Source organism: Tepidicella baoligensis (assembly GCF_013432195.1).
Taxonomy (GTDB): Bacteria; Pseudomonadota; Gammaproteobacteria; order Burkholderiales; family Burkholderiaceae_C; genus Tepidicella; species Tepidicella baoligensis.
In genome coordinates this window covers 12,945-32,734 of record NZ_JACCDB010000001.1, presented here as the reverse complement: position 1 = coordinate 32,734, position 19,790 = coordinate 12,945, and the positions used below count along the sequence as shown (strand labels likewise).

Sequence of the window (19,790 nt, the reverse complement as noted above, 5' to 3'; positions counted from 1 at the left end):
ACGAAGGGGGCTTCAGGTCTGGGCGGTTTCGGCCAGGAAGGCCTTGATCTCGGGCACGAGGATGGCGATGATCTCGTCGGCTTCGGCGCCGGAGAGGATCAGCGGCGGCACCATGCGGATCACGCTGTCGGCGGTGACGCTCAGGAGCAGGCCGGCTTCGGCGCAGCGCTGCACCAGGGCGCCGCAAGGGCGGTCCAGCTCGATGCCGATCATCAGGCCCTTGCCGCGTACATCCTTGACGCCGGGCACGTGCATGAGCTGAGCGGCCAGGGTGGACAGGAGGTGGAAACCCATTTTGGCGGCGTTTTCCAGCAGGCCTTCTTCTTCGATGATGCGGATGGTCTCCAGCCCGGCGCGGATGGCCAGCGGGTTGCCGCCGAAGGTGGTGCCGTGATTGCCGGGCTGGAAGATGTGGGCCGCTTTCGGGCCTGCCACCACGGCGCCGATGGGCACGCCTGAGCCCAGACCTTTGGCCAGGGGCATGACGTCGGGCTGGATGCCCGCCCACTGGTGGGCGAACCACTTGCCGGTGCGGCCCATGCCGCACTGCACCTCGTCGATCATCAGCAGCCAGTCGTTGGCGTCGCACAGGGCGCGCACCTGCTGCATGTAGTCGGTCGTCATGAGGTTGACACCGCCTTCACCCTGGATGGCTTCAAAGAACACCGCCACCACGTTGCGGTTGCCGGCGGTGGCTCGGCGGATGGCCTCGATGTCATTCAGGGGCACGCGAATGAAGCCTTCCACCAGTGGTCCGAAACCAGCCTGCACCTTGGGGTTGCCGGTGGCACTGAGCGTGGCGAGGGAGCGGCCGTGGAAGGCTTTTTCGTAGACGACGATCTGCGGGTGGGTGATGCCTTTGTCGTGTCCGTACTTGCGCGCCAGCTTCAGAGCGGCTTCGTTGGCTTCCAGCCCGGTGGAGCAGAAGAACACGTTGCTCAGGCCCGAGCGCTCGACCAGCATGCGTGCGAGCTCTTCGGTCGCCGGGTAGTAGTAGTAATTGCTGATGTGGATGAGCTTGCCGATCTGGTCCTGCAGGGCACGGACCAGCTTGGGATGCGCATGCCCGAGGGTGTTGACGGCAATGCCACCCAGCGCGTCCAGATAGACCTTGCCATCCACGTCCCACACGCGGCAGCCTTTGCCATGGGACAAGGCAATCGGCACGCGGCTGTAGGTGTTCATGACATGGGGTTCGGCCGGAACGGTATGAGGCATGGTGGCGTCCTGTGTGGCGGGGCGGGCCCGTGGGTTCTTACAAAGCGAGGCCCGGTGGAGTGGGCCGCTGGATGGACATTTTAGGTCCACCGCATGGCCTTGGATGACGGGTTGGGGTCGATCGCCGTCGGGTGGAATGATCGGGTTAACCCCTACGGAAAGTCTTATATAAGATAGAATTTTGAAACCGTTCGAGGCGGTCCCAGGCGATCCTTGGGTTTCGCCCGTTTCCATTTTCGCCACAGGCCTCCACCCGATGGTCTCCTCCAGCGCCAAAGAAGTCTTCATCCAGGGGATTACCCACAGCGGCAAGACCTTTCGCCCCAGCGATTGGGCGGAACGCCTCTGCGGGGTGATGAGCCAGTTTCACCCGGCTGGCAAGTCTCCGGGCGCGCATTTGGGGTATTCCCCATGGTGCATTCCGCAAGTGATCAATGGGGTGAAGTGCGTCGTGGTGAACCGTGCCCTGCGGGATTACGACGTGATGGCCTGGGACTTCGTGATGAATTTTGCCCGCGACAACGATTTGCAGATCGTGGAGGCCTGTTTGTTGCCCGAGGAGCCGAAGCAACCATGAAAATGCCGCCTCGAAGGCGGCATGTCGGGGTTGGGATTTTGCTGGCAGCGCACCCGGACCAAACGGCGGGCTCCTGGGGAGCCCGGGCGAGCGGCTGGTTTAAGCCGCAGCGGCCAGGGCCTTGACCTTGGCGGAGAGACGGCTCTTGTCGCGAGCGGCCTTGTTCTTGTGGAAGATGCCCTTGTCGGCGATGGTGTCCACCACGGCCTGCATCTTGGCGAACAGTTCGGTGGCCTTGGCCTTGTCGCCAGCCACCACGGCTTTTTCGACGTTCTTGACGGCGGTGCGGTACTTGGAACGCAGCGAAGAATTCGCTGCGTTCAGCTTGATGTTCTGACGGGCGCGCTTGCGGCCGGAAGCCAGGCGCGGGTTCTTTTTCTTCGGCTTGGTTGCCATGATGGTTTCCTTCTGTGTTTGTGGATGATGCCAGCAAAACCCCGTATTATAGATAGATACAAAGACGGTGCCTAGACTGACTCTGGGCCGCAGATTTGACGTGGGTCAAAACGCCGCGCCCATCGGCCCGTTACCATCCCGGCAGCCCGGCTCGGCTCAGCCGTGTTTACCCTTACTGCCTGAGTTCCCATGTATACGCCTGAAGAACAACGCAGCGGTCCCATGCCGCAGTCTTCCATGCCTGCCGAGTCCCTGCAGTCACCCGCCGTGACCGAGGGGCCGGTGTCCCTCGATGCACCCATGCCGCACCGCAAGGTGATCCGGAGCTGGCTCACCCCGCTGAGTGAGCGGCGTACCGCCATGGCGGTCGGACTGCTGGTGCTGGACTGGGTGATCTTTGCGGTGCTCATCGCTGGCACCATCGTTTTCCCTGCCTGGTGGGCCAAGCTGCTGTGCGGCCTGGCAGCCGGCTTCATGATCGGACGCCTGTTCATCATCGGGCACGACGCCTGCCACCAGAGCTACACCCCGCATCGGGGACTCAACCGCATCCTGGGGCGTATCGCCATGGTGCCCTCTCTCACCCCTTACAGTTTGTGGGAGGTGGGGCACAACGTGGTGCACCACGGCTACACCAACCTCAAGGGTGTGGATTTCGTGTGGGCGCCGCTGACCAAGGAGGAGTTCGACGCCCTGTCTCCCGGCCGCCGTGTCTTGGAGCGCATCTACCGCAGCGGTTGGGGTCCGGCCCTGTACTACCTGATCGAAATGTGGTGGTTGCGTATGTTCTTCCCGCGCAAAACCTATATGGGTACCCGTCGGCCCGAGTTCGTGTGGGACGGGGTGTTCGTGTCCGCCGTGGCCGCGCTGTGGGTGGCCGGCCTGGTGTGGGCTGCCGTGGCCACCGGCCAGTCGGTCTGGATGCTGGTGGGCATGGGCTTTGTGGTGCCCTTTCTGTTCTGGAACGCGATGATCGGCTTTGTGGTGTACGTGCACCACACCCACACCAGCGTGCAGTGGCATGACGACAAGCAGGCCTGGGCCAAGGCTGCGCCCTTCGTGTCCACCACCGTGCACCTGCAGTTTCCATGGAAGGTGGGCGGGCTGTTGCACCACATCATGGAGCACACGGCCCACCATGTGGACATGAGCGTGCCGCTGTACAAGCTCAAGGCTGCACAAAAGAAGCTGGAGGACATGCTGCCTGGGCGCATCATCATCCAGCGATTCAGTTGGCGTTGGTACTTTGAGACAGCCCGCAAGTGCAAGCTGTACGATTTCACACGCCGCTGCTGGACCGATTTCCAAGGCCGTCCAACCAGCGCACAGGCACCTTCCTACGCCTGATTGCCCCTCCTTTTGGGGGTGGGCAGGCGGGCGAGGCATGGCCTGAGAACCACGCCAAGGCACAGCGTTCAAGCGGTTTGTCACACGCTGAACATGCCTTGGTGCGACAATACAGGGTTAGATGACTCAAGCTTTTACCGAACTTTCCCTGGCCGAACCTCTGGCCCGTGCCGTTGCCGAATTGGGGTTCACGACCCTGACGCCGATTCAGGCGCAGGCCATTCCGGTCGTCTTAGAAGGCCGCGACGTGATGGGCGCTGCCCAGACCGGCACCGGCAAGACCGCCGCTTTTTCGCTGCCCTTGCTGCAGCGCATGCTCAAGTACGAGAATGCATCCACCTCGCCGGCGCGGCACCCGGTGCGTGCCCTGGTGCTGCTGCCTACCCGTGAACTGGCCGATCAGGTGGCCGAGCAGATCAAGCTCTACGCCAAATACACCCAGCTGCGTTGTGCGGTGGTGTTTGGTGGCATGGACATGAAACCCCAGACCGCCGAGCTGAAAAAGGGCGTGGAGGTGCTGGTGGCAACACCGGGTCGCCTGCTCGACCACATCGAGGCCCGTAACTGTATGCTCAACCAGGTGGAGTACGTGGTCCTGGATGAAGCCGATCGCATGCTCGACATCGGTTTTCTGCCCGATCTGCAGCGCATCCTCAGCCATCTGCCCAAGCAGCGCACCACCTTGCTGTTCAGCGCCACCTTCTCGCCTGAGATCAAGCGGCTGGCGGCCAGCTACCTCCAGAATCCCGTGACCATCGAGGTGGCGCGCTCCAATGCCACGGCCTCCACGATCGAGCAGTTGTTCTACCGCGTCGAGGAGGAGGACAAGCGCCAGGCCCTCAAGCAACTGCTGCGCGAAAAAGGGATCAAGCAGGCATTCGTGTTTCTCAACAGCAAATTGGGCTGCGCCCGCATGGCGCGCGCTCTGGAGCGCGATGGGTTGAGCGCCACCGCTCTGCACGGCGACAAGAGCCAGGACGAACGGCTCAAGGCGCTGGATGCCTTCAAGAAAGGCGAAGTCGATCTGCTCGTCTGCACCGACGTGGCGGCGCGCGGCCTCGACATCAAGGATGTGCCCGCGGTGTTCAACCTCGACATCCCGTTCAACGCCGAGGATTACGTGCACCGCATCGGTCGCACCGGCCGGGCCGGGGCTTGCGGGCTGGCCATCTCTTTTGTCAGTGGCAAGGACGCGCGCAACCTGGCCGACATCGAAAAGCTGATCGGCAAGAAGGTGGAGGTCGAGTCGCTCGAACTCGAGAGCGACCGCAAGCGTTTCGGTGGCCCGGCCGGACGTATCAACGATGGCCAGCGGCTGTGGCATGACGAGCGATCCAGCAGCGGCGAAGTGCGACGCGAGCGTAGCCAGCGGCCCGCGCGTGTGCCCGCCGACCCGCTGTTCGAACGCCCCTACGAGCCGGCTCTTGGCCCCGAGGCCAAGCCGAGCTGGGAGACTCAGCCCAAGGCTGCCGCGGGCAAGGGTCTGTCGGCCTACATCAAGCCGCGCCGCAAGGTGCCTGCCTTGTTCAAAGCCCCGGTCACTGCAGAGGCGGCGTCCGATTCCTGAGCATGCGGACCAGCCCCGGGCGGCGCCGCCACCGGTCAGCGGCCCGGTCGTTGTGCCTGAGGGCAACGCACCTGAATGATGTCTTCCAGCGTTCCGTCGTCTGAGAGGCGGGCCGCGCTGAGGCTGCCGCCCCAGATGCAGCCGGTGTCCAGCCCCAGCAGATGCGGGCGATTCAGCAAGCCCAGGGTGGACCAGTGGCCGAAGGCGATGGGTGTGTCGGACGATCGGCGGCCCGGCACCTCGAACCAGGGCATGAATCCTTCGGGGGCCTGTGCGGCGCCGTCCTTGGTGGCGAACTCCATCACCCCTTGGGCATTGCAGAACCGCAGCCGGGTCAGGGCGTTGACCACCACGCGCCAGCGGTCGGTGTCGGGCCAGTCGTCGCGCCAGTGGTCGGGTTGGTTGCCATACATCTGGCGCAGCCATTCGGCGCCGTCGGTGCTGCGCAGCATTTGGCTCACTTCCTCGGCGAGGGTCAGGGTCTGCTCGGCACTCCATTGGGGCAGCACACCCGCATGCACCAGCAGCCAACCGTTCAAGCGCAGGGCCAGCGGGCGCTGCCGTACCCAGTCCAGCAGGTGCTCGCGGTCCTTGGCCAGCAAAATGGCGTCGAGGGTGTCGGTGCGGTGGGCCTTGCGCACCCCATGCGCCACGGCCAGCAGGTGCAGGTCGTGGTTGCCGAGCAGGCAGTGGGCGCTGCCTTGCAGCGCCATCATCCGGCGCAGCACGCCCAGCGAGTCGGGGCCGCGGTTGACCAGGTCGCCGAGCAGGACGAGCGTGTCGCGGCTGGGGGAAAAAGCCAGGGTGTCGAGCAGGCGCTGCAAGGAGGCGTCGCAACCCTGCACGTCGCCAATCAGGTACAGTGACATGCGCGCATTATGGACATCCTGCTGATCTTTTTGCTGGCCCTGCTCAGTGGGCTGTTTTCGATGACCGAGATCGCGGTGGTGTCCAGCCGCCGCGTTCGTCTGGAGGCTCAGGCCAGCGCGGGGGACAAGGGGGCGCAGGCCGCCTTGAGCCTGCTGGACAATCCGACCCAGTTCTTTTCGACCATCCAGCTTGGCAACACCACGATTGCGCTGCTCAATGGCATCGTGGGCGAGGGGGCGTTCGGTGCCGACCTGGCCACCGTTTTCGAGTCGGTGGGCATACCGCATCTGTGGGCCAACGCATTGGCCACGGCCCTGGTGGTGGTGGGGGTGACGTACATCACCATCGTGTTCGGGGAACTGGTGGCCAAGCGCATCGGCCAGAGCGCGCCCGAGCCGATTGCGCGCTGGATGGCGCGCCCCTTGCTGGGTCTGGCCAAGGTGGCGCATCCATTCGTGAGCTTGCTGGCCTTGTCCACCAACCTGGTGCTCAAGCTGCTGCGCATCCCGTCGGAAGTGCCGCAGGACGTGACCGAAGCCGAGATCCAGGCCCATCTGGCCCAGGGAGTGGGTGCTGGCGTGATTGAGGCCGAAGAACACCGCATGGTGCGAAACGTGTTCCTGCTGGATGACCGACCGCTGACGAGCATCATGTTGCCGCGCCCGGACATCGAGTGGCTGGACGCGGGGCAAACGCTGGATGAGGTGGTGCGCAAGGCGCATCGCAGCGGGCACTCGTGGTACCCGGTGTGCCGGGGCAGCTTGGACGAGGTGATCGGTGTCATCCACATGGCTCGGCTGCTGGAGCTGCAGTCCGAGGGCAATGCCGACGCTTGGTATCGTGAAGCGGTGGCCCCTGTGTTCGTTCCCGAGACGCTCAGCGGCATGGAACTGCTGGAACAGTTTCGCGTCCGTGCGTTACGGATGGTGTTCGTGGTGGACGAGTACGGCGTGGTGCAGGGCTTGCTCACCCCGCTGGACCTGCTGGAGGCGATCACCGGTGAGCTGTCCCCGGTGCAGCCCGCCGATGCCTGGGCCACCTTGCAGGAGGACGGTTCGTGGCGCGTGGATGGCGCCATGCCGGCGCATGAACTCAAGGCCCGGCTGGAGATCGATGCCCTGCCTGATGAGGACAAGGACCGTTACAACACCGTGGCCGGCCTGATGCAGACGGTCAGCGGCACGCTGATGGAGGTCGGCGACGTGGTGGATATCTGTGGCTGGCGTTTCGAGGTGCTCAAGCTGGATGGCCGCCGCATCGATGAGGTGCGCATCAGCCGGCTGACTGAGTCTGCCAGCGCAGCGCAGGATCTGCCTGACCCAGCTTCGACACAAGAGGACGCGCGCTAGCGCGTTCCCATCCGCTCGAGTGTGGTGAGCGGGTTTGCCAGGGGTGCCGCTTCATGGCTTGCGGATGCCCGTGCGGCGGCAGCGCTCCGAACAATAGAGAACCTGTTCCCAGTCACGTGCCCATTTCCGTCGCCAGGTGAACGGCCTGGCGCAGACCGGGCAGGTTTTTTGCGGGAGTTGTGATTTGGAGCGCATGTTCATGAGTCAGAAATCCAAGGTGAGCTGCTGGCCAGTGGACGGGGGTGGCGCGCGGTGCGGGGCGGCGGCCTCATTGCCGGCCGCCGTGCGGGCAGCAGCCTTCTGGAGGCCACGGCGTGAACCGTGCCGTTCCACGATCGATGCGCGCGCCTGGCGCACCGCTGGCTGGGTGCGCAAGGCGTGGATGCGGCGCTTGGCATCGCGTGTGGCCACCTCCAGATCCACCAGTGGCTGCGGCCAGTCCACGCCCAGGCGACTTTTCAGATCGGGCGGCATGCGCCAGGGCTCGAACAGCCAACCGTCCGGGACGCGCTGCATGGCCGGCAGCCATTGACGGACGAACTGGCCGTGGGGGTCATGATCCCGCGCCTGCTTGATCGGGTTGTATACCCGGGTGGTGTTGATGCCGGTGGTACCGCTTTGCATCTGCATCTGCGACCAGTGGATGCCGGGTTCGTAGTCCAGGAACTGCCGGGCCAGCCAATGCCCCACTTCCCGCCAATGCAACCACAGCGGATAAGCCGCCACCGACACCAGCATGGCCCGCATGCGGAAGTTGAGCCAGCCGGTTTCGCGCAGCATGGCGACGCAAGCGTCCACCATGGGCCAACCGGTACGGCCGGCTTGCAGCGCTTCGAAGCGCTCGGCCCGCCATTCGTGCTCGCGCAGCCCGTCGTAGCCCCGATGCACATTGCGCCACTCCAGTTCAGGCTCGCTCTCCAGTTTTTGGATGAAGTGGCAGTGCCAATACAGCCGACTGTGAAACGCCTGCAGACCCTGCCGGGAACGGCGGGCCTGCGGTGGCAGCGCAGCCAGCGTGGCGCGGGTGGCCTGCACGACCTCCCGCAGGCTCAGGCAACCATAAGCCAAGTAGGCCGACAAGCGCGAGCAGGTCGAGGGAGCGGTGAGGGGAGAGGAAATGCCGCCGCGGTAATCGGCGCAGCGCAGTTCCAAAAAGTCTTGCAGGGTGTCCATGGCACGCGAGCGGCCACCGCGCTGGCGTCGAGGGGGATCCCATGGATCCAGGCCCAGTGCCTCCGGTGTCGGGAGCGGCTCGGCCGGCCAGGGTGGAGGAAAGAACCGCAGTGGGGGGCATTCGGCCTGGGGGGCCGTCATCCGTGCTTCCCAGAGCTTGTGCCAACCATCCCGCTGCCGAAGCCGCCTCACCACACCAGAGCAGGGGGTCTCGTGCCAGGCGACACCTTGTTGGCGGCACCATCGACCCACCGCCAGGTCTCGGGCGTAGGTGTGGGCGTTGCCGGTTTCCTCGTGCGAGTGCAGGGCATCGAATGGGGCTTGGCGGTGCAGCCGCTCCAGGATGTCCACCACTTCGCCCACCACGGTCCACAATTGTCCGCCGAGGCGCCGCAGCGCCCGTTGCAGGTCTGCCAGGCTTTCCCGAATGAAGTGATAGTGCTGCGTGGCGGCGTCGGGCTGGGCCCAGAGCGACGGCTCGACGACATACAGGCACAGCACCGGTCCATGCCGAGCAGCCGATGCCAGGGCCTCATGGTCGGCCAGGCGCAGATCGCGTTTGAACCAGACGACCCGGTAGCCCATGGCGATTCACTGGCGGGCCCGCCGCTTCAGCCAGCGCATGAGCGCCCCGATGCCGGGCAGCTTTTCGTACAGTTCTTCGGCCGCGTCCCAGTAGTCGCGATGCAGAACGATCTGGCCCTGGTGGTCGAACATCAGATGGGTGGCGCCCCGAATGGTCTGTACGGTCGAGGTGTCGAAGCGCTGGAAGCGGAAGTGGAAATCCCAGGTCAGAAAGGCCTGCTCGCCCTGCTGCACACGGCCGGTGACGACGAAGCGCGGCTCCTGCAATGACTGGAACATGTGCACGAAAATGGCGCGTATGGCCTGCGTACCTTCGACTTCGTTGAACGGATCTTTGAAACGGGCCTGTGGAGCGTACAGCTGGTTCAGCGAGCCGAGACTTTCCGGGCTGAGGTGTTCGAAGAACGCGATCACGCGGTCGAGAGCCGGGGCGTGTGAGGTGTTCATGAGGTTCACAGCCCCGTGATGCGGCGCACCGCCGCGAAGTACAGGGGGTAGGGCAGGCAGCGCAGCAGCTTGAGGAGTCGGGTGAAGCGCTTGGGAAAGTGGATGTCGAACTGGCCTTTGGCCCAGCCTTGCAGGATGGCCTCGGCCGCTTGTTCAGGCTGGATCAGGGCCGGCATGTGGAAATCGTTCTGGGCGGTGAGGGGGGTGGCCACGAAGCCGGGGTTGATGACGCTCACGCCCAGACCGTGTGGCGCCAGGTCCAGGTACAGCGTCTCGGCGAGGTTGATCAGGGCGGCCTTGGTGGGGCCATAGGCCAGGCTTTTCGGCAAGCCCCGGTAGCCCGCCACGCTGCTGATGAAGCTCAGGTGGCCGTGGCCCTGCATCAGCAGGGCCTGTACCATGGGAGTGAGCAGGTGCAGCGCCCCGGTGACGTTCACCGCTTGGTGTTGCAACAGGGAGTGGGTGTCGATGTGGGTGGCTCGCATGGCCTGGTAATGGCCCGCGCAGTAACACAGCAGATCGACGGCGCCACCCGCCAGGATCTCCGCGCAGGCCCGCCTGATCGCCGCGGCGTCGGTCACGTCCAGGGGCAGGGCCAGGCTGCCGGGGTGAGCCGACACGAAGGCCTGCAAGGCCGCGGCATGGCGGGCCGACACGATCACCTGGGCGCCGCGCGCATGCAAGGCCTGCGCGAGCGCCAGACCGATGCCGCTGGAGGCGCCGATCAGCCAGACTCGCTTGCCGTGCCAGTCGGTGATCCGGGGGTTGAGGCTCATGGATCGACCTTGGTGAACGCCAGCGTGACCTCGCCCAGCCGGATGCCGAACTTGCTCATGGTGGCGCGGTTGAGCATGACCTTGTCGTCCACGAGGTACATCCAGTCGTCGAACTTGACTTCGTAGACCTTGCCATCCACAGGCAGGCGCAAGACATAGCTCCAGAAAAAAGCATTGCCCACGGTCTGCCCCTGGGCTTCGCCCACCACGTCGTCGGCGGTGCCGCTGTAGCGGCCATCGGCGTGCCGGGTCAGGCGCCAGATGCGCCGCTCCCGGGTGCCGTCCGAATAGGTGAACCATTCGTCGAGCACGCCCTGGTTGCCGTTCCACTGGCCGTCCATCTCGACCACGAAGCGGCGCACCACCTGCCCACTGCGGTCCTGGAAGATGCCGTGGGCCATGATCTTGCCGTTGAAGTACTGCGCCAGATCGAGCGCGGGTTTTTCGTCGGCGTACTGCCGGATGTCCTGGCTGGCGCAACCGGCCAGGGCCAGCGTGAGGCCAAGGGTCAGCAGCGCCAGCAGGCGGCGCGAGCGGTGGAGCAGGTTCATGGGTTCTCCTTGCTTATGAGCGGGGCGCATGAGGGCTTGCCGATGGGGGTTGGTGGCGAACAAAGAGCAGATACAGCAGTCCGGCTGCGGTGAGCTTGATGACGCAAGGCACGACGGCGTAGGCCCAGGTGAGCGCGCGCAGTCCTTCTGCGGCGGTGTGGCCCGGTACATAGCCCAGTGCGCCGAGCAGCGGCAAGGACAAACCAGCCGCCAGCGCCAAATTGAGTTTCGTGGCCAGGTTCCACCAGCCGAAGTAGGCGCCTTCGCGCCGGCCTTGATCGCCCTGGTGGGCGATGAGTCCGGCCAGCAGGGCGCTGGGCAGCGCCAGATCGGTGCCCAGGGCCAAACCCGACAGAGCGCAGACCGCCCAGAAGCCCCAGACGTCGCCCGTGCCCAGCGTGGCGGCCCAGATGAAGGTGGCGCAGGCCAGCAGCATGCCCGCCAGCCAGGTGCGGGCCAGACCCCAGTGGCGTACGCGGCGCAACCACAGCGGCATGGAAGCCGCCGCCGCCACGAAGTAGGTGGCCAGGAAGACCGGCTGCCAGTCGGCGGCGGCGAGCCGGTCCTGAATGAAGAAAAGCACCAGGGTGGCTGGCATGGCGCTGGCCAGGCCGTTGAGCACGAACACGCCGAGCAGGCGCCGAAATGGCGGCTGTCTCCAAGGGTGAATCAGGCCTGTGGCCCAATGTGATGCCGCCGCAGCCAGTGCCAGGGGCTGGCTGGGGGTTGGGGCCCACCACCAGCACAGCCACGCCACCCCCAGCAGCAGTGCGAATACCGTCACCCAGGCGGGCCAGCCGAGCCAGGTTGGCAGCACCGAAGCCAGCACCACGCCGATCAAGGCTGCGCCCTCGCGCCACGCCACGATTTCGGCTCTCCAGACGGGCTGCCCTCCCAGCCGCGCAGCCCAGGACTGATGAGCGATCGCCAGCTGGCTGAACGCGGTGTAGGTGATGAGCAGACCAATCAATACCCAGGTGTCCAGATATGGCCGGACGCTGGCCGGCGGGAAAAACAGCGCCGCCATGCCAAGCACCAGCACCGCTGCCGATGCCGCACCTGTCCACAGCACCCAACGGGGTGAGCGCGCGAACAGCCCGTCGCTCAAACGGCCGAGCAACGGGTCGGTGAGGGCATCGAAGAGGCGAGCGAGCAGCAGCAGGGCACCCAGCGTGGCCAGTGGCATGCCGTAGGTGTTGGCGTAGTGGTGTGGCAGGTGCACATACAAGGGCAAGGCCACGAAAGCCAGGGGCAAACCGAGCAGACCATAAGCAAGGCCGGCGCGCATGCGCACCGTCGGCTCTGGAGGCGAAACAGGCGCAGGCGTGGGGCATGCCGTCATGGTGGAGGGGCGTCAGCGCGGTGTATCCAGCCAGCGAGCAAGCAATTGGCGCCGCAAGGCGGGCTCGGACGTGTTGGGGCCTAGCCAGATGCTGAAGAACAGGCGGGCGAATTCGGCGTCGTCGATACGGCCGGCTGGGCGGTCGTTGTAGAAGAATTCCGCACCCTTGCCGGGGTGGAGGAGGCCGGTGATCCGGTCTCCGGGGCGCACGTCCGGGAACAGGTTCTGCATCGCCGCTTGCCATGTGGTGGCTTGTTCATCGGTGAACCGGCCGGCACGCCGCATTTCGACGATGGAGCGCTCGGCGATCGCGGCTCCTTTGAAGGCGCGCAGGTACTCCAGCTCCAGCGCCAGGGCCTGCTCGCCCAGCCGGCTCGGGTCGAAGGTGGGTGGTGTCCAGAGGCGGGCACGGTAGACCTGCAGCCCCAGGAAGCGCAGGGTGGCTTCGCCGGAGAGCGCCCCCTCGGGTAGGGGCGTATTCGATGCGTGCCCGCTCGTGGGTGGCAGGACCAGCGCCAAGGCCGCCATCAGGCCGAGCAGCGCCGAGCGGGCGTGATCAACGCACGAGCGTGAACTGGACCACATCGATGTCTCCTGCTTCAAAACCGGCTTCGCAATAGGCCAGATAGAACTCCCAGATGCGCAGGAAGCGCTCGTCGAAGCCCAGCGCGAGCACCTCGTCGCGGCGGGCCAGGAAGTCGCGCCGCCAGCGGCGACAGGTTTCCGCGTAGTCCTTGCCGAAGGCGAGTTCGTCCGCGACCTGCAGACCGGCGCTCTGTGCCTGCGCCCGGAAGGCGCTAGGCGAGGGCAGGCAGCCACCGGGGAAGATGTACTGCTGGATGAAATCGGTGGATTTGAGGTAGCGCTCGAAATGGGCGTCCTGGATGACGATGCTCTGGATGCAGGCACGTCCGCCGGGTTTGAGCAGCCGGGCCACGGTCTGGAAGTAAGTCGGCCAGTAAGCTTGCCCGACGGCCTCGACCATCTCGATCGAGCAGATGGCGTCGAATGGCGGGTCCTGGATGTCGCGGTAGTCCTGCAAGCGCAAATCACTGAGGCTGCTCAGGCCAGCGTCGGCCATGCGTTGCCGGGCGTAGGCGAGCTGTTCGCTGGAGAGCGTGACGCCGGTGACGTGCGCTCCGAATTCGGCGGCGGCCTTCTCGGCCAACGCTCCCCAGCCGCAGCCGATTTCCAGTACCCGATCTCCCGGGCGGACCCCGGCCATGCGCAGGGCCCGCCGCACCTTGGCGTGCTGGGCCTCTTGCATGGGTTGGTCGTGCCCCGACTCGAACAGGGCGGACGAATAGTTCATGGTCTCGTCCAGCCAGAGCCGGTAGAAGGCGTTGCCCAGATCGTAATGGGCGTGGATGTTTTTGCGGCTGTTGGCCTTGGTGTTGCGGTTGAGCAGGTGCTTGATGCGGTAAAGCAATCGTCCGGCCCAGGTGCCATGAATGACCGCATCCAGTGACTGGCGGTTGGCCACGAACAGGCGCAGCAGGCCGGGCAGGTCGTTGGTGCTCCAGTCGCCAGCGATGTAGCTTTCGGCAAAGCCGATGTCGCCAGACTTCAGGGCCTGGGTACAGGCATTCCAGTTGCGCAGATGGAGCGAGACGTGATCGCCCTGGCCGTCGCCCGCCACGAGGGTGTGGCCATCGGGCAGGTGGATGGTCAAGGTCCCGTGGCGCAGGTGGCGCAGCAGCTTGAACACCGTGCGGGCGGCTGCGGGAACGTGGCGTGGCAGGGTGAGCGCGGCGGGTGAGTGGGCGGTGAGGCTGTTCATCAGCGGGACTCCTCTGTCGGAACGGTCGGTTTCAGCGGGTCACGAACCGGGCCGGTGCGGGGGGTTTGTGGTACCAGCCCACCCGTTTCAGCCACAGTTGCAGTGCCTGCCAGTGAATGCGGGCCATGACCATGGCGGTCATGGCCGGGTAGCGCCACAACGCGCGGCGCAGGGTTAGGGGGGATACGGGTTCCAGCACACCGCTCACGCTGGTCTGCAGCAGCGGGCCACTGGCGTCGTCGTAATCGACCCGCACGACCGTGCGGGGATGGCCTTCTCGCTCGGCGTGCAGGAAACGGAAGCGGTAGTGGCCTTCCAGTGAACAGAACGGCGAGACGTGGAAGCACTTGTCGGCTTGCAGCTCCTGCCCCGGGCGCGGAGCGTCCAGCAGGTAGCAGTGGCGTTCGCCGAAGGTGTTATTCACTTCGGCCACGATGGCCCGTAGCGAACCGTCTGCGCGGTGGGCATACCAGAAGCTCACCGGCTTGAAGGTGTAACCGAGCACCCGCGGATAGGTGTGGAGCCACAGCGGGCCTGTGGCGTCGTGGATGTCATGCGCCTGCAGCAGCTCGTCCATCCAGGCGCAGGCGCCGCCGTCTTTCGGTCCCCGGCCGTCGCCATGGTCATGGTCGTGGAAGGCGATGGCCGCCCCGCGGTTCACGGCCAGGCCCTGCTGCTCGCACTGTTGCAGCGCCCGCATGGGCAGCAGCAAAAACCAGGTCGGGTAACTGAAGGCGTGGTGTACCGGCCGCAGGCGGGTGTGGCGCACTTGTCCAAAGCCGATCAGCGCCAGGTCGGCGGATACGCCGGTGTTCATGCCGCCGCGACCTCGGTCGATCCGGCCAGCGCCACCAAGCGCCGGGCCACATGCAAGCCCGATTTCAGGCCGTCTTCGTGGAAACCGTATCCCGTCCAGGCTCCACAGTACCAGGTGCGTTGCCGGCCTTGTAATTGCTCCACCAGGCCCTGCGCTTCGATGGCGCGCAGATCGAACACCGGGTGGCTGTATTCGAAAGTGGCCAGCACGTGGCGCGGGTCGATCGGACGCACCGGGTTCAGCGTCTCGATCAGCGGTTGGGCAAAGGGCAGCGGCTGGAGCTTGTTGAGCAGGTAATGCAGGCATACCCGCGCCGATTCTCGGTCGTCGTCAGCGGCGCGTTCGTAGTTCCAGGCGGCCCAGGCGGCCCGGCGGCGCGGCAGCACGGACACGTCGGTGTGGAGCACGGCGAGGTTGGGCTGGTAGCCAATGCTTCCCAGGACCGCCTGCTCCAGACTGGAGGGCTGATCGAGCAGGGAGAGGGCTTGGTCGGAGTGCGTGGCCAGTACCACGTGGTCGAAGCGCTGGCTGTGGCCATGTCCGGTGTGTACCGTCACCCCGTCGTTGCGGCGGTCGATCCGCACCACGGGGGTGCGCAGCCGCGCGTCCGCCAGACCCTCGATGATCTTGCGTACATAGTTTCGCGCCCCGCCGACGACCGTGTACCACTGCGGTCGCTGGTTCACCTGCAGCAGGCCATGGTTGTGGCAGAAACGGATCATGGTGGCCACCGGAAACTGCAACATCTGATCGGTCGGGCAGCTCCAAATCGATCCCAGCATGGGCAGGAAATACCAGTCCCGAAATGGCTGGCCGAAACGGTGTTCGTCGAGAAACTGGCTCAGCGGCTGGTGGAGTGCGCTTTCACGTTGTTCGTTGGCGATCTGGGTACACAGACTGTTGAAACGCAACAGATCCGACAGCATGCCGAGAAAGCGCGGGTTGAGCAGATTGCGCTTTTGCGAGAACACCGTGGCCAGATTGCTGCCGCTCCACTCCAGTCCCGACGAACCGCTGCGCGCCGGTACCTGAACGGAAAAAGACATGTCCGAAGGGGCCGTTGGCACACCGAGCTCAGCGAACAGGGCGATCAGTTGTGGGTAGGTGCGTTCGTTGAACACCAAAAAGCCCGTGTCCACGCCATGGGTGATCGGCTCGCCTTGGTGGTCGGGCAGCGTGATGTCCACGGTGTGGGTGTGGCCGCCGAAGTAATCGGCGGCTTCGAAAAGGGTGACCTCCGCCCAGTCGCCGAGCCGGTGGGCGGCGGCCAGTCCGGCAATTCCGGAGCCGATGACGGCGACTTTCATGGAGACCTCCTTTGAATAAAAATGTCCTAGACAAAGTAATTGTATGCTACATTTCGCATGAGTGTGCAAGTTTTTTGTCGAACCTGATGCATGAACGATGGGAATTGCCGTGGATGCCAAACCTGACTCCAAGGATGTCCTCTGGTCGATAGCCGAGGTCGAGCGTGACACGGGGCTGGGCAAGGACACCCTGCGCGTGTGGGAGCGCCGCTACGGTTTTCCCACGCCGACGAGGGACGCGTTTGGCGAACGTCAGTACGACCCGGCGCAACTGTTGCGGCTGCGCCTGATCAAACGTCTGATGGATGCCGGCCACCGGCCTGGCAAGGTGGTGGGGCTGCCACTGGAGGCGCTCGAAGCCTTGTGTGATGAGGCCGCTGAAAGCCCCCGGGTGGCGCCGTCCCCGGAGGATGGGGCGGTGGCGCTCGATGCCCAGTGGGTCGATTGGTTGCGCCGCAACCAGATCGATCACCTGCGTCATGCGCTGCAACGGGAAATCATGAAGCAGGGCTTGGGGTCGGCGGTGGATAATCTGGTGGCGCCGCTGTGCGTGGCCGTGGGGGACGCTTGGCTGCGTGGTGACGTTTCCGTATTCCAGGAGCATTTGTTTTCCGAGACGGTTCGCGTGGTGTTGCGGGATGCCATCGCAGCCGTCGAATCGAGCAGCCGGGAACTGTTGAGGCGCCCCAAAGTGCTGCTCACCACCACCCCTTCCGAGGCCCATACCCTGGGCTTGCTGATGGCGGAAAGCTTTTTCGCACTGGAGTCGTGCCAACGGGTCTCGCTTGGTGCGAGCACACCCATCCCCGACATCGTGCTCGCCAGTGGCCAGTTGGAGGTCGATGTGGTGGCTCTGAGCTTCAGTGCCCATGCCTCCCGGCGCGAGGTGCTCGACGCTTTGCGCCAGCTCGTGGAGCAGCTCCCCTGGCAGGTGGAGGTGTGGGCCGGTGGTTCGGCGGCGGTTCTGCACAGCAAGGCTGTGCCGGATAGCGTGCGCGTGCTGCGGCGGGCCAGCGAGGTGAGCGCGCAGGTTTCCGCTTGGCGTGCGCGCCACCGCGTGGGCTGAGCTCCACCATCGCTGCAGCCGGGTCGTCGTGGACACCTGGCATCGGCCCCATGGCGCTGTCCATGACGAAGGTCCTGGACTCCACCGATCCAAGGTGCTCAATACACTGCAGGGGGTATGAAATCGCGGCACAATGTGCATATGATCCCGATCAAGACCGAATCCGCGTGGCGCGGGACTTCGGACTGCAAATCCTGCGGCATACGCGACATGGTGCTGTTCTCCGACCTGAACGAGCAGGATTTCAGCCTGATCCATGCGCCCATTGACGACATGACCTATCGTGCAGGTCAATCTCTGTACCTGGAAGGGGGGATTGCGACCGGCATCTTGACGTTGCGCAGCGGCTTGCTCAAGTTGGTGAGGGTCACACCCGATGGCCGCCAGCGGATCGTGCGCATCTTGCGACCTGGCGACGTGGCCGGCCTGGAGGCTTTGGCCACCAGCCGCTATGACAGCGAAGCCATTGCTTTGACCGAGGTGTCGGTGTGCCGGATCCCGTCCGATGTGATCCATCGATTGAGCCAAAATTCTCCACGGTTGCACTGGCGGCTGTTACAGAAATGGCAGCAGGCACTTAAAGAGGCGGACGATTGGCTGGCCGCCATCAACTTCGGGACCGCCCGGCAGCGGGTGGCCAATTTCGTCTTGAAGATGCGGCACGCCACCGACCCCGGCGTTACCACCCTGTTTTCCCGCGAAGACATGGGTGCCATGATGGACCTCAAGCTCGAAACCGTCAGCCGCGAGATCAGCGCGCTGGTGCGGCAGGGGGCGATCGAGCCGCTGGACAAGCAGGGGCGTCTGTATCGGATCGTCGATGAGCGGCTGCTGCAACCTGCTGCCACTTCTTGAGTGTTTGGCAGCCTTGTGTCGCCTGCCGCAGGCTCAGGCCTGCCTGAACCAACGCCAGATCCAGCTTCCCGGTAATTCCCGACCGGTCAGCACATAGTGGAGGGTGTGGTCGTTGTTGACTGTCAGTGACAGCGCCGACCGCGCTGTCCTGTGTCCGACGAACAGCAGTTCGTCGCCGGGGGCCAGCACCACCTCTGCGGCAGGCATCATCAGGCGTTCGCCTTGGCGCTGATCGATTTGCAGTACCTCGCAGCGCAGGCTCGCCTCACGGCGACCAGGGTCGCGCAGCACGTCACCCACACGCACGATCTCGCCCGCCTGGAGCCTGAGCATCAGGGCGGGCGCCTCTGCCTCGCACACCCGCAAGCTCCAAACATGGGGGGCCTGCCAGCCCAAGCGATCGGTCAGGCGTTGCAGCACCTGCTCGCACCATGGTTCACCTTCGCTCTGCAGCCGTTGCAGGAAGGGCGCCAACATCGGGGTATTGAGTATGGCCAGGCATTCCTGCGCGATGATTTCTCTCGGCACCATCGTGATGTCGGCCCGCAAGCTTTTGAACAGCGGTTGATTGGCATGATGGTTCTGCCGCACGATGACAAACGCATTCGGGTTGAGCTGGCGCGCCGTGACCGCCGCCGAGAGGTTGTTGACGTCATTGGCCGTGGCCGCGATGATACCCACCGCTTCTTCCATGCCCGCGCGGCGCAGCGCATGGGCCCCCGTTCCGTCCCCCTGCACCCATTGCACGCCGTCAGCCGCAGGCTCTTGAGGTGCGGCGTTGAGATCGATCACCGTGACTGGCAAGCCTGCCTGCGCAATGCGCTGTGCCAGGCTGCGTCCGAAGGTGCCATAGCCGAGCAACACCCAGTGCCCGCGGGGTGGATCCCGATGGCGAGAGACCGTGGTTCCCGACAAGCCGGTGAGCCAGATCAGCAAGTGGTAGGCCGCAGGTGCGTGCATGGCCAAGGCCAGGTAGCCGCTGAACTTCTCGAACGGGTTGATGATGTGCCGCGTGTCGAACGAAGCCATGTTATCTACCGTGGATGGTTTTTCGGCCCGAGCCAACACCGGCAGGCGCGGGGCCAGCAGGCGGCCGGTCATGGCGACCGCGAGGTTGCAGGCGTCGTCATTGGTCAGTGCGATCAACCCCTTGCAATGGCGCTGGGTCAGACCGGCCATGCGCAGCACCTGCGGGTTTCCTGCATCGGTGGCCAGGTGGGGCATGTCCATGCTGTAACTCTGCAGCTCGATGTCGCTCAACCGGTCGTGGCGCAACTCCAGCACCACCACCCGAAAGCCCATCCGGTCGAGCGCGGCGCACAGCAGCCGCCCGGTTTCTCCATAGCCGCAGACGATGTAGAACGGCTCATGCAGCTTGCGCACATCCAGGGCGAAGCGGCGTACCCGGATCGCATTCTGCAGGTTGGTGTCCTGCAGCAACTGCAGCAGCGAGCCGATGAACAGCGCCCAGCCGATCACCGAGAGGTAGATGCATACCAGCACCCACAATCGTTGCTGCTCGGAAAAATCGTTGGGGATTTCACCGAATCCGATCGTCGTGGCGGTGTAGCTGATGAAGTAGAACGCGTGGAAAAAGCTCAGCCGGGTGGGGTGGCCATCTTCACCTGGCAGACCCGGCGCCAGCGTCAGGCCCAGTACCGCCACCGCGTAAATCACGATCAGCGTGATGAGCGTTTTGCGAACGCGCCGCAGCACCAGGAAAAAGGTGCTGATCTCCTCATGGCGGTTCATGGCGGTGGGGCGAAG

At 64.8% G+C, this 19,790-nt stretch carries 20 protein-coding genes; 6 read left to right on the top strand and 14 right to left on the bottom strand.

Annotated features, from left to right (window positions below; all coding sequences use genetic code 11):
* Positions 1-12: 12 nt before the first annotated feature.
* Positions 13-1,218, bottom strand: a complete 1,206-nt coding sequence (locus HZS63_RS00155; protein WP_180682003.1) for an aspartate aminotransferase family protein — start codon at positions 1,216-1,218, stop codon at positions 13-15.
* Positions 1,219-1,474: 256 nt separating this feature from the next.
* Between HZS63_RS00155 and HZS63_RS00150 the strand changes: the two genes are divergently transcribed.
* Positions 1,475-1,795: a DUF3579 domain-containing protein gene (locus tag HZS63_RS00150; protein ID WP_180682002.1), complete on the top strand. Its 321-nt coding sequence runs from the start codon at positions 1,475-1,477 to the stop codon at positions 1,793-1,795.
* 99 nt (positions 1,796-1,894) lie between these two features.
* On the opposite strand, the gene rpsT is transcribed toward HZS63_RS00150, so the two are convergent.
* Positions 1,895-2,194 carry a 30S ribosomal protein S20 gene (gene rpsT / locus HZS63_RS00145; protein WP_180682496.1) on the bottom strand — a complete coding sequence of 100 codons (300 nt, stop codon included), beginning with the start codon at positions 2,192-2,194 and terminating at the stop codon, positions 1,895-1,897.
* A 219-nt stretch (positions 2,195-2,413) separates the two neighbouring features.
* On the opposite strand from rpsT, the gene HZS63_RS00140 reads away from it, so the two are divergent.
* Together HZS63_RS00140 and HZS63_RS00135 are read left to right on the top strand one after the other, a co-directional pair.
* Complete coding sequence (locus HZS63_RS00140) at positions 2,414-3,538, top strand: fatty acid desaturase (RefSeq protein WP_180682495.1); 1,125 nt, start codon at positions 2,414-2,416, stop codon at positions 3,536-3,538.
* Between the two features lie 121 nt (positions 3,539-3,659).
* Positions 3,660-5,105 (top strand): DEAD/DEAH box helicase, encoded by a 1,446-nt coding sequence (locus tag HZS63_RS00135; RefSeq protein WP_180682001.1) that lies wholly within the window; start codon positions 3,660-3,662, stop codon positions 5,103-5,105.
* A gap of 35 nt (positions 5,106-5,140) precedes the next feature.
* On the opposite strand, the gene HZS63_RS00130 is transcribed toward HZS63_RS00135, so the two are convergent.
* Positions 5,141-5,974, bottom strand: a complete 834-nt coding sequence (locus HZS63_RS00130; RefSeq protein WP_180682000.1) for a symmetrical bis(5'-nucleosyl)-tetraphosphatase — start codon at positions 5,972-5,974, stop codon at positions 5,141-5,143.
* Between the two features lie 9 nt (positions 5,975-5,983).
* Here HZS63_RS00130 and HZS63_RS00125 point away from each other — a divergent pair, with 9 nt between their 5' ends.
* Positions 5,984-7,324: a hemolysin family protein gene (locus tag HZS63_RS00125; RefSeq protein WP_180681999.1), complete on the top strand. Its 1,341-nt coding sequence runs from the start codon at positions 5,984-5,986 to the stop codon at positions 7,322-7,324.
* Positions 7,325-7,375: 51 nt separating this feature from the next.
* On the opposite strand, the gene HZS63_RS00120 is transcribed toward HZS63_RS00125, so the two are convergent.
* Genes HZS63_RS00120 through HZS63_RS00075 form a run of 10 tightly spaced genes read right to left on the bottom strand, consistent with a single transcriptional unit; the run spans position 7,376 to position 16,102 of the window.
* Positions 7,376-7,519: a DUF2256 domain-containing protein gene (locus HZS63_RS00120; protein WP_343039939.1), complete on the bottom strand. Its 144-nt coding sequence runs from the start codon at positions 7,517-7,519 to the stop codon at positions 7,376-7,378.
* A gap of 9 nt (positions 7,520-7,528) precedes the next feature.
* On the bottom strand, positions 7,529-9,082 hold the full coding sequence (locus HZS63_RS00115; RefSeq protein ID WP_180681997.1) for an FAD-binding domain-containing protein: 1,554 nt from the start codon (positions 9,080-9,082) through the stop codon (positions 7,529-7,531).
* Positions 9,083-9,088: 6 nt separating this feature from the next.
* Positions 9,089-9,529, bottom strand: coding sequence for a nuclear transport factor 2 family protein (locus HZS63_RS00110; RefSeq protein ID WP_180681996.1), 441 nt, complete (start codon positions 9,527-9,529; stop codon positions 9,089-9,091).
* Between the two features lie 5 nt (positions 9,530-9,534).
* The gene (locus HZS63_RS00105) at positions 9,535-10,305 is read right to left on the bottom strand and encodes an SDR family NAD(P)-dependent oxidoreductase (RefSeq protein ID WP_180681995.1); all 771 of its coding nucleotides are present in this window, start codon (positions 10,303-10,305) and stop codon (positions 9,535-9,537) included.
* The gene (locus HZS63_RS00100) at positions 10,302-10,856 is read right to left on the bottom strand and encodes a DUF3833 domain-containing protein (RefSeq protein ID WP_180681994.1); all 555 of its coding nucleotides are present in this window, start codon (positions 10,854-10,856) and stop codon (positions 10,302-10,304) included. Before HZS63_RS00100 ends, HZS63_RS00105 begins: the two co-directional genes overlap by 4 nt.
* A 13-nt stretch (positions 10,857-10,869) precedes the next feature.
* Positions 10,870-12,198, bottom strand: a complete 1,329-nt coding sequence (locus tag HZS63_RS00095) for an MFS transporter (protein ID WP_180681993.1) — start codon at positions 12,196-12,198, stop codon at positions 10,870-10,872.
* A gap of 12 nt (positions 12,199-12,210) precedes the next feature.
* Positions 12,211-12,783, bottom strand: a complete 573-nt coding sequence (locus HZS63_RS00090; protein ID WP_246316057.1) for a chalcone isomerase family protein — start codon at positions 12,781-12,783, stop codon at positions 12,211-12,213.
* On the bottom strand, positions 12,755-13,978 hold the full coding sequence (locus HZS63_RS00085) for an SAM-dependent methyltransferase (protein WP_180681992.1): 1,224 nt from the start codon (positions 13,976-13,978) through the stop codon (positions 12,755-12,757). Before HZS63_RS00085 ends, HZS63_RS00090 begins: the two co-directional genes overlap by 29 nt.
* 31 nt (positions 13,979-14,009) lie before the next feature.
* Positions 14,010-14,795: a DUF1365 domain-containing protein gene (locus HZS63_RS00080; protein WP_180681991.1), complete on the bottom strand. Its 786-nt coding sequence runs from the start codon at positions 14,793-14,795 to the stop codon at positions 14,010-14,012.
* Entirely contained in the window at positions 14,792-16,102 is a 1,311-nt protein-coding gene (locus HZS63_RS00075; protein WP_180681990.1) for an NAD(P)/FAD-dependent oxidoreductase, read from the bottom strand. The genes HZS63_RS00080 and HZS63_RS00075 overlap by 4 nt, the downstream gene beginning before the upstream one ends.
* Before the next feature lie 109 nt (positions 16,103-16,211).
* On the opposite strand from HZS63_RS00075, the gene HZS63_RS00070 reads away from it, so the two are divergent.
* Both HZS63_RS00070 and HZS63_RS00065 read left to right on the top strand, forming a co-directional pair.
* The gene (locus HZS63_RS00070; RefSeq protein ID WP_180681989.1) at positions 16,212-17,168 is read left to right on the top strand and encodes a MerR family transcriptional regulator; all 957 of its coding nucleotides are present in this window, start codon (positions 16,212-16,214) and stop codon (positions 17,166-17,168) included.
* A 141-nt stretch (positions 17,169-17,309) separates the two neighbouring features.
* Positions 17,310-18,023 carry a Crp/Fnr family transcriptional regulator gene (locus HZS63_RS00065; RefSeq protein WP_180681988.1) on the top strand — a complete coding sequence of 238 codons (714 nt, stop codon included), beginning with the start codon at positions 17,310-17,312 and terminating at the stop codon, positions 18,021-18,023.
* Positions 18,024-18,056: 33 nt separating this feature from the next.
* On the opposite strand, the gene HZS63_RS00060 is transcribed toward HZS63_RS00065, so the two are convergent.
* Entirely contained in the window at positions 18,057-19,775 is a 1,719-nt protein-coding gene (locus HZS63_RS00060) for a potassium channel family protein (protein ID WP_180681987.1), read from the bottom strand.
* Between the last annotated feature and the right edge of the window lie 15 nt (positions 19,776-19,790).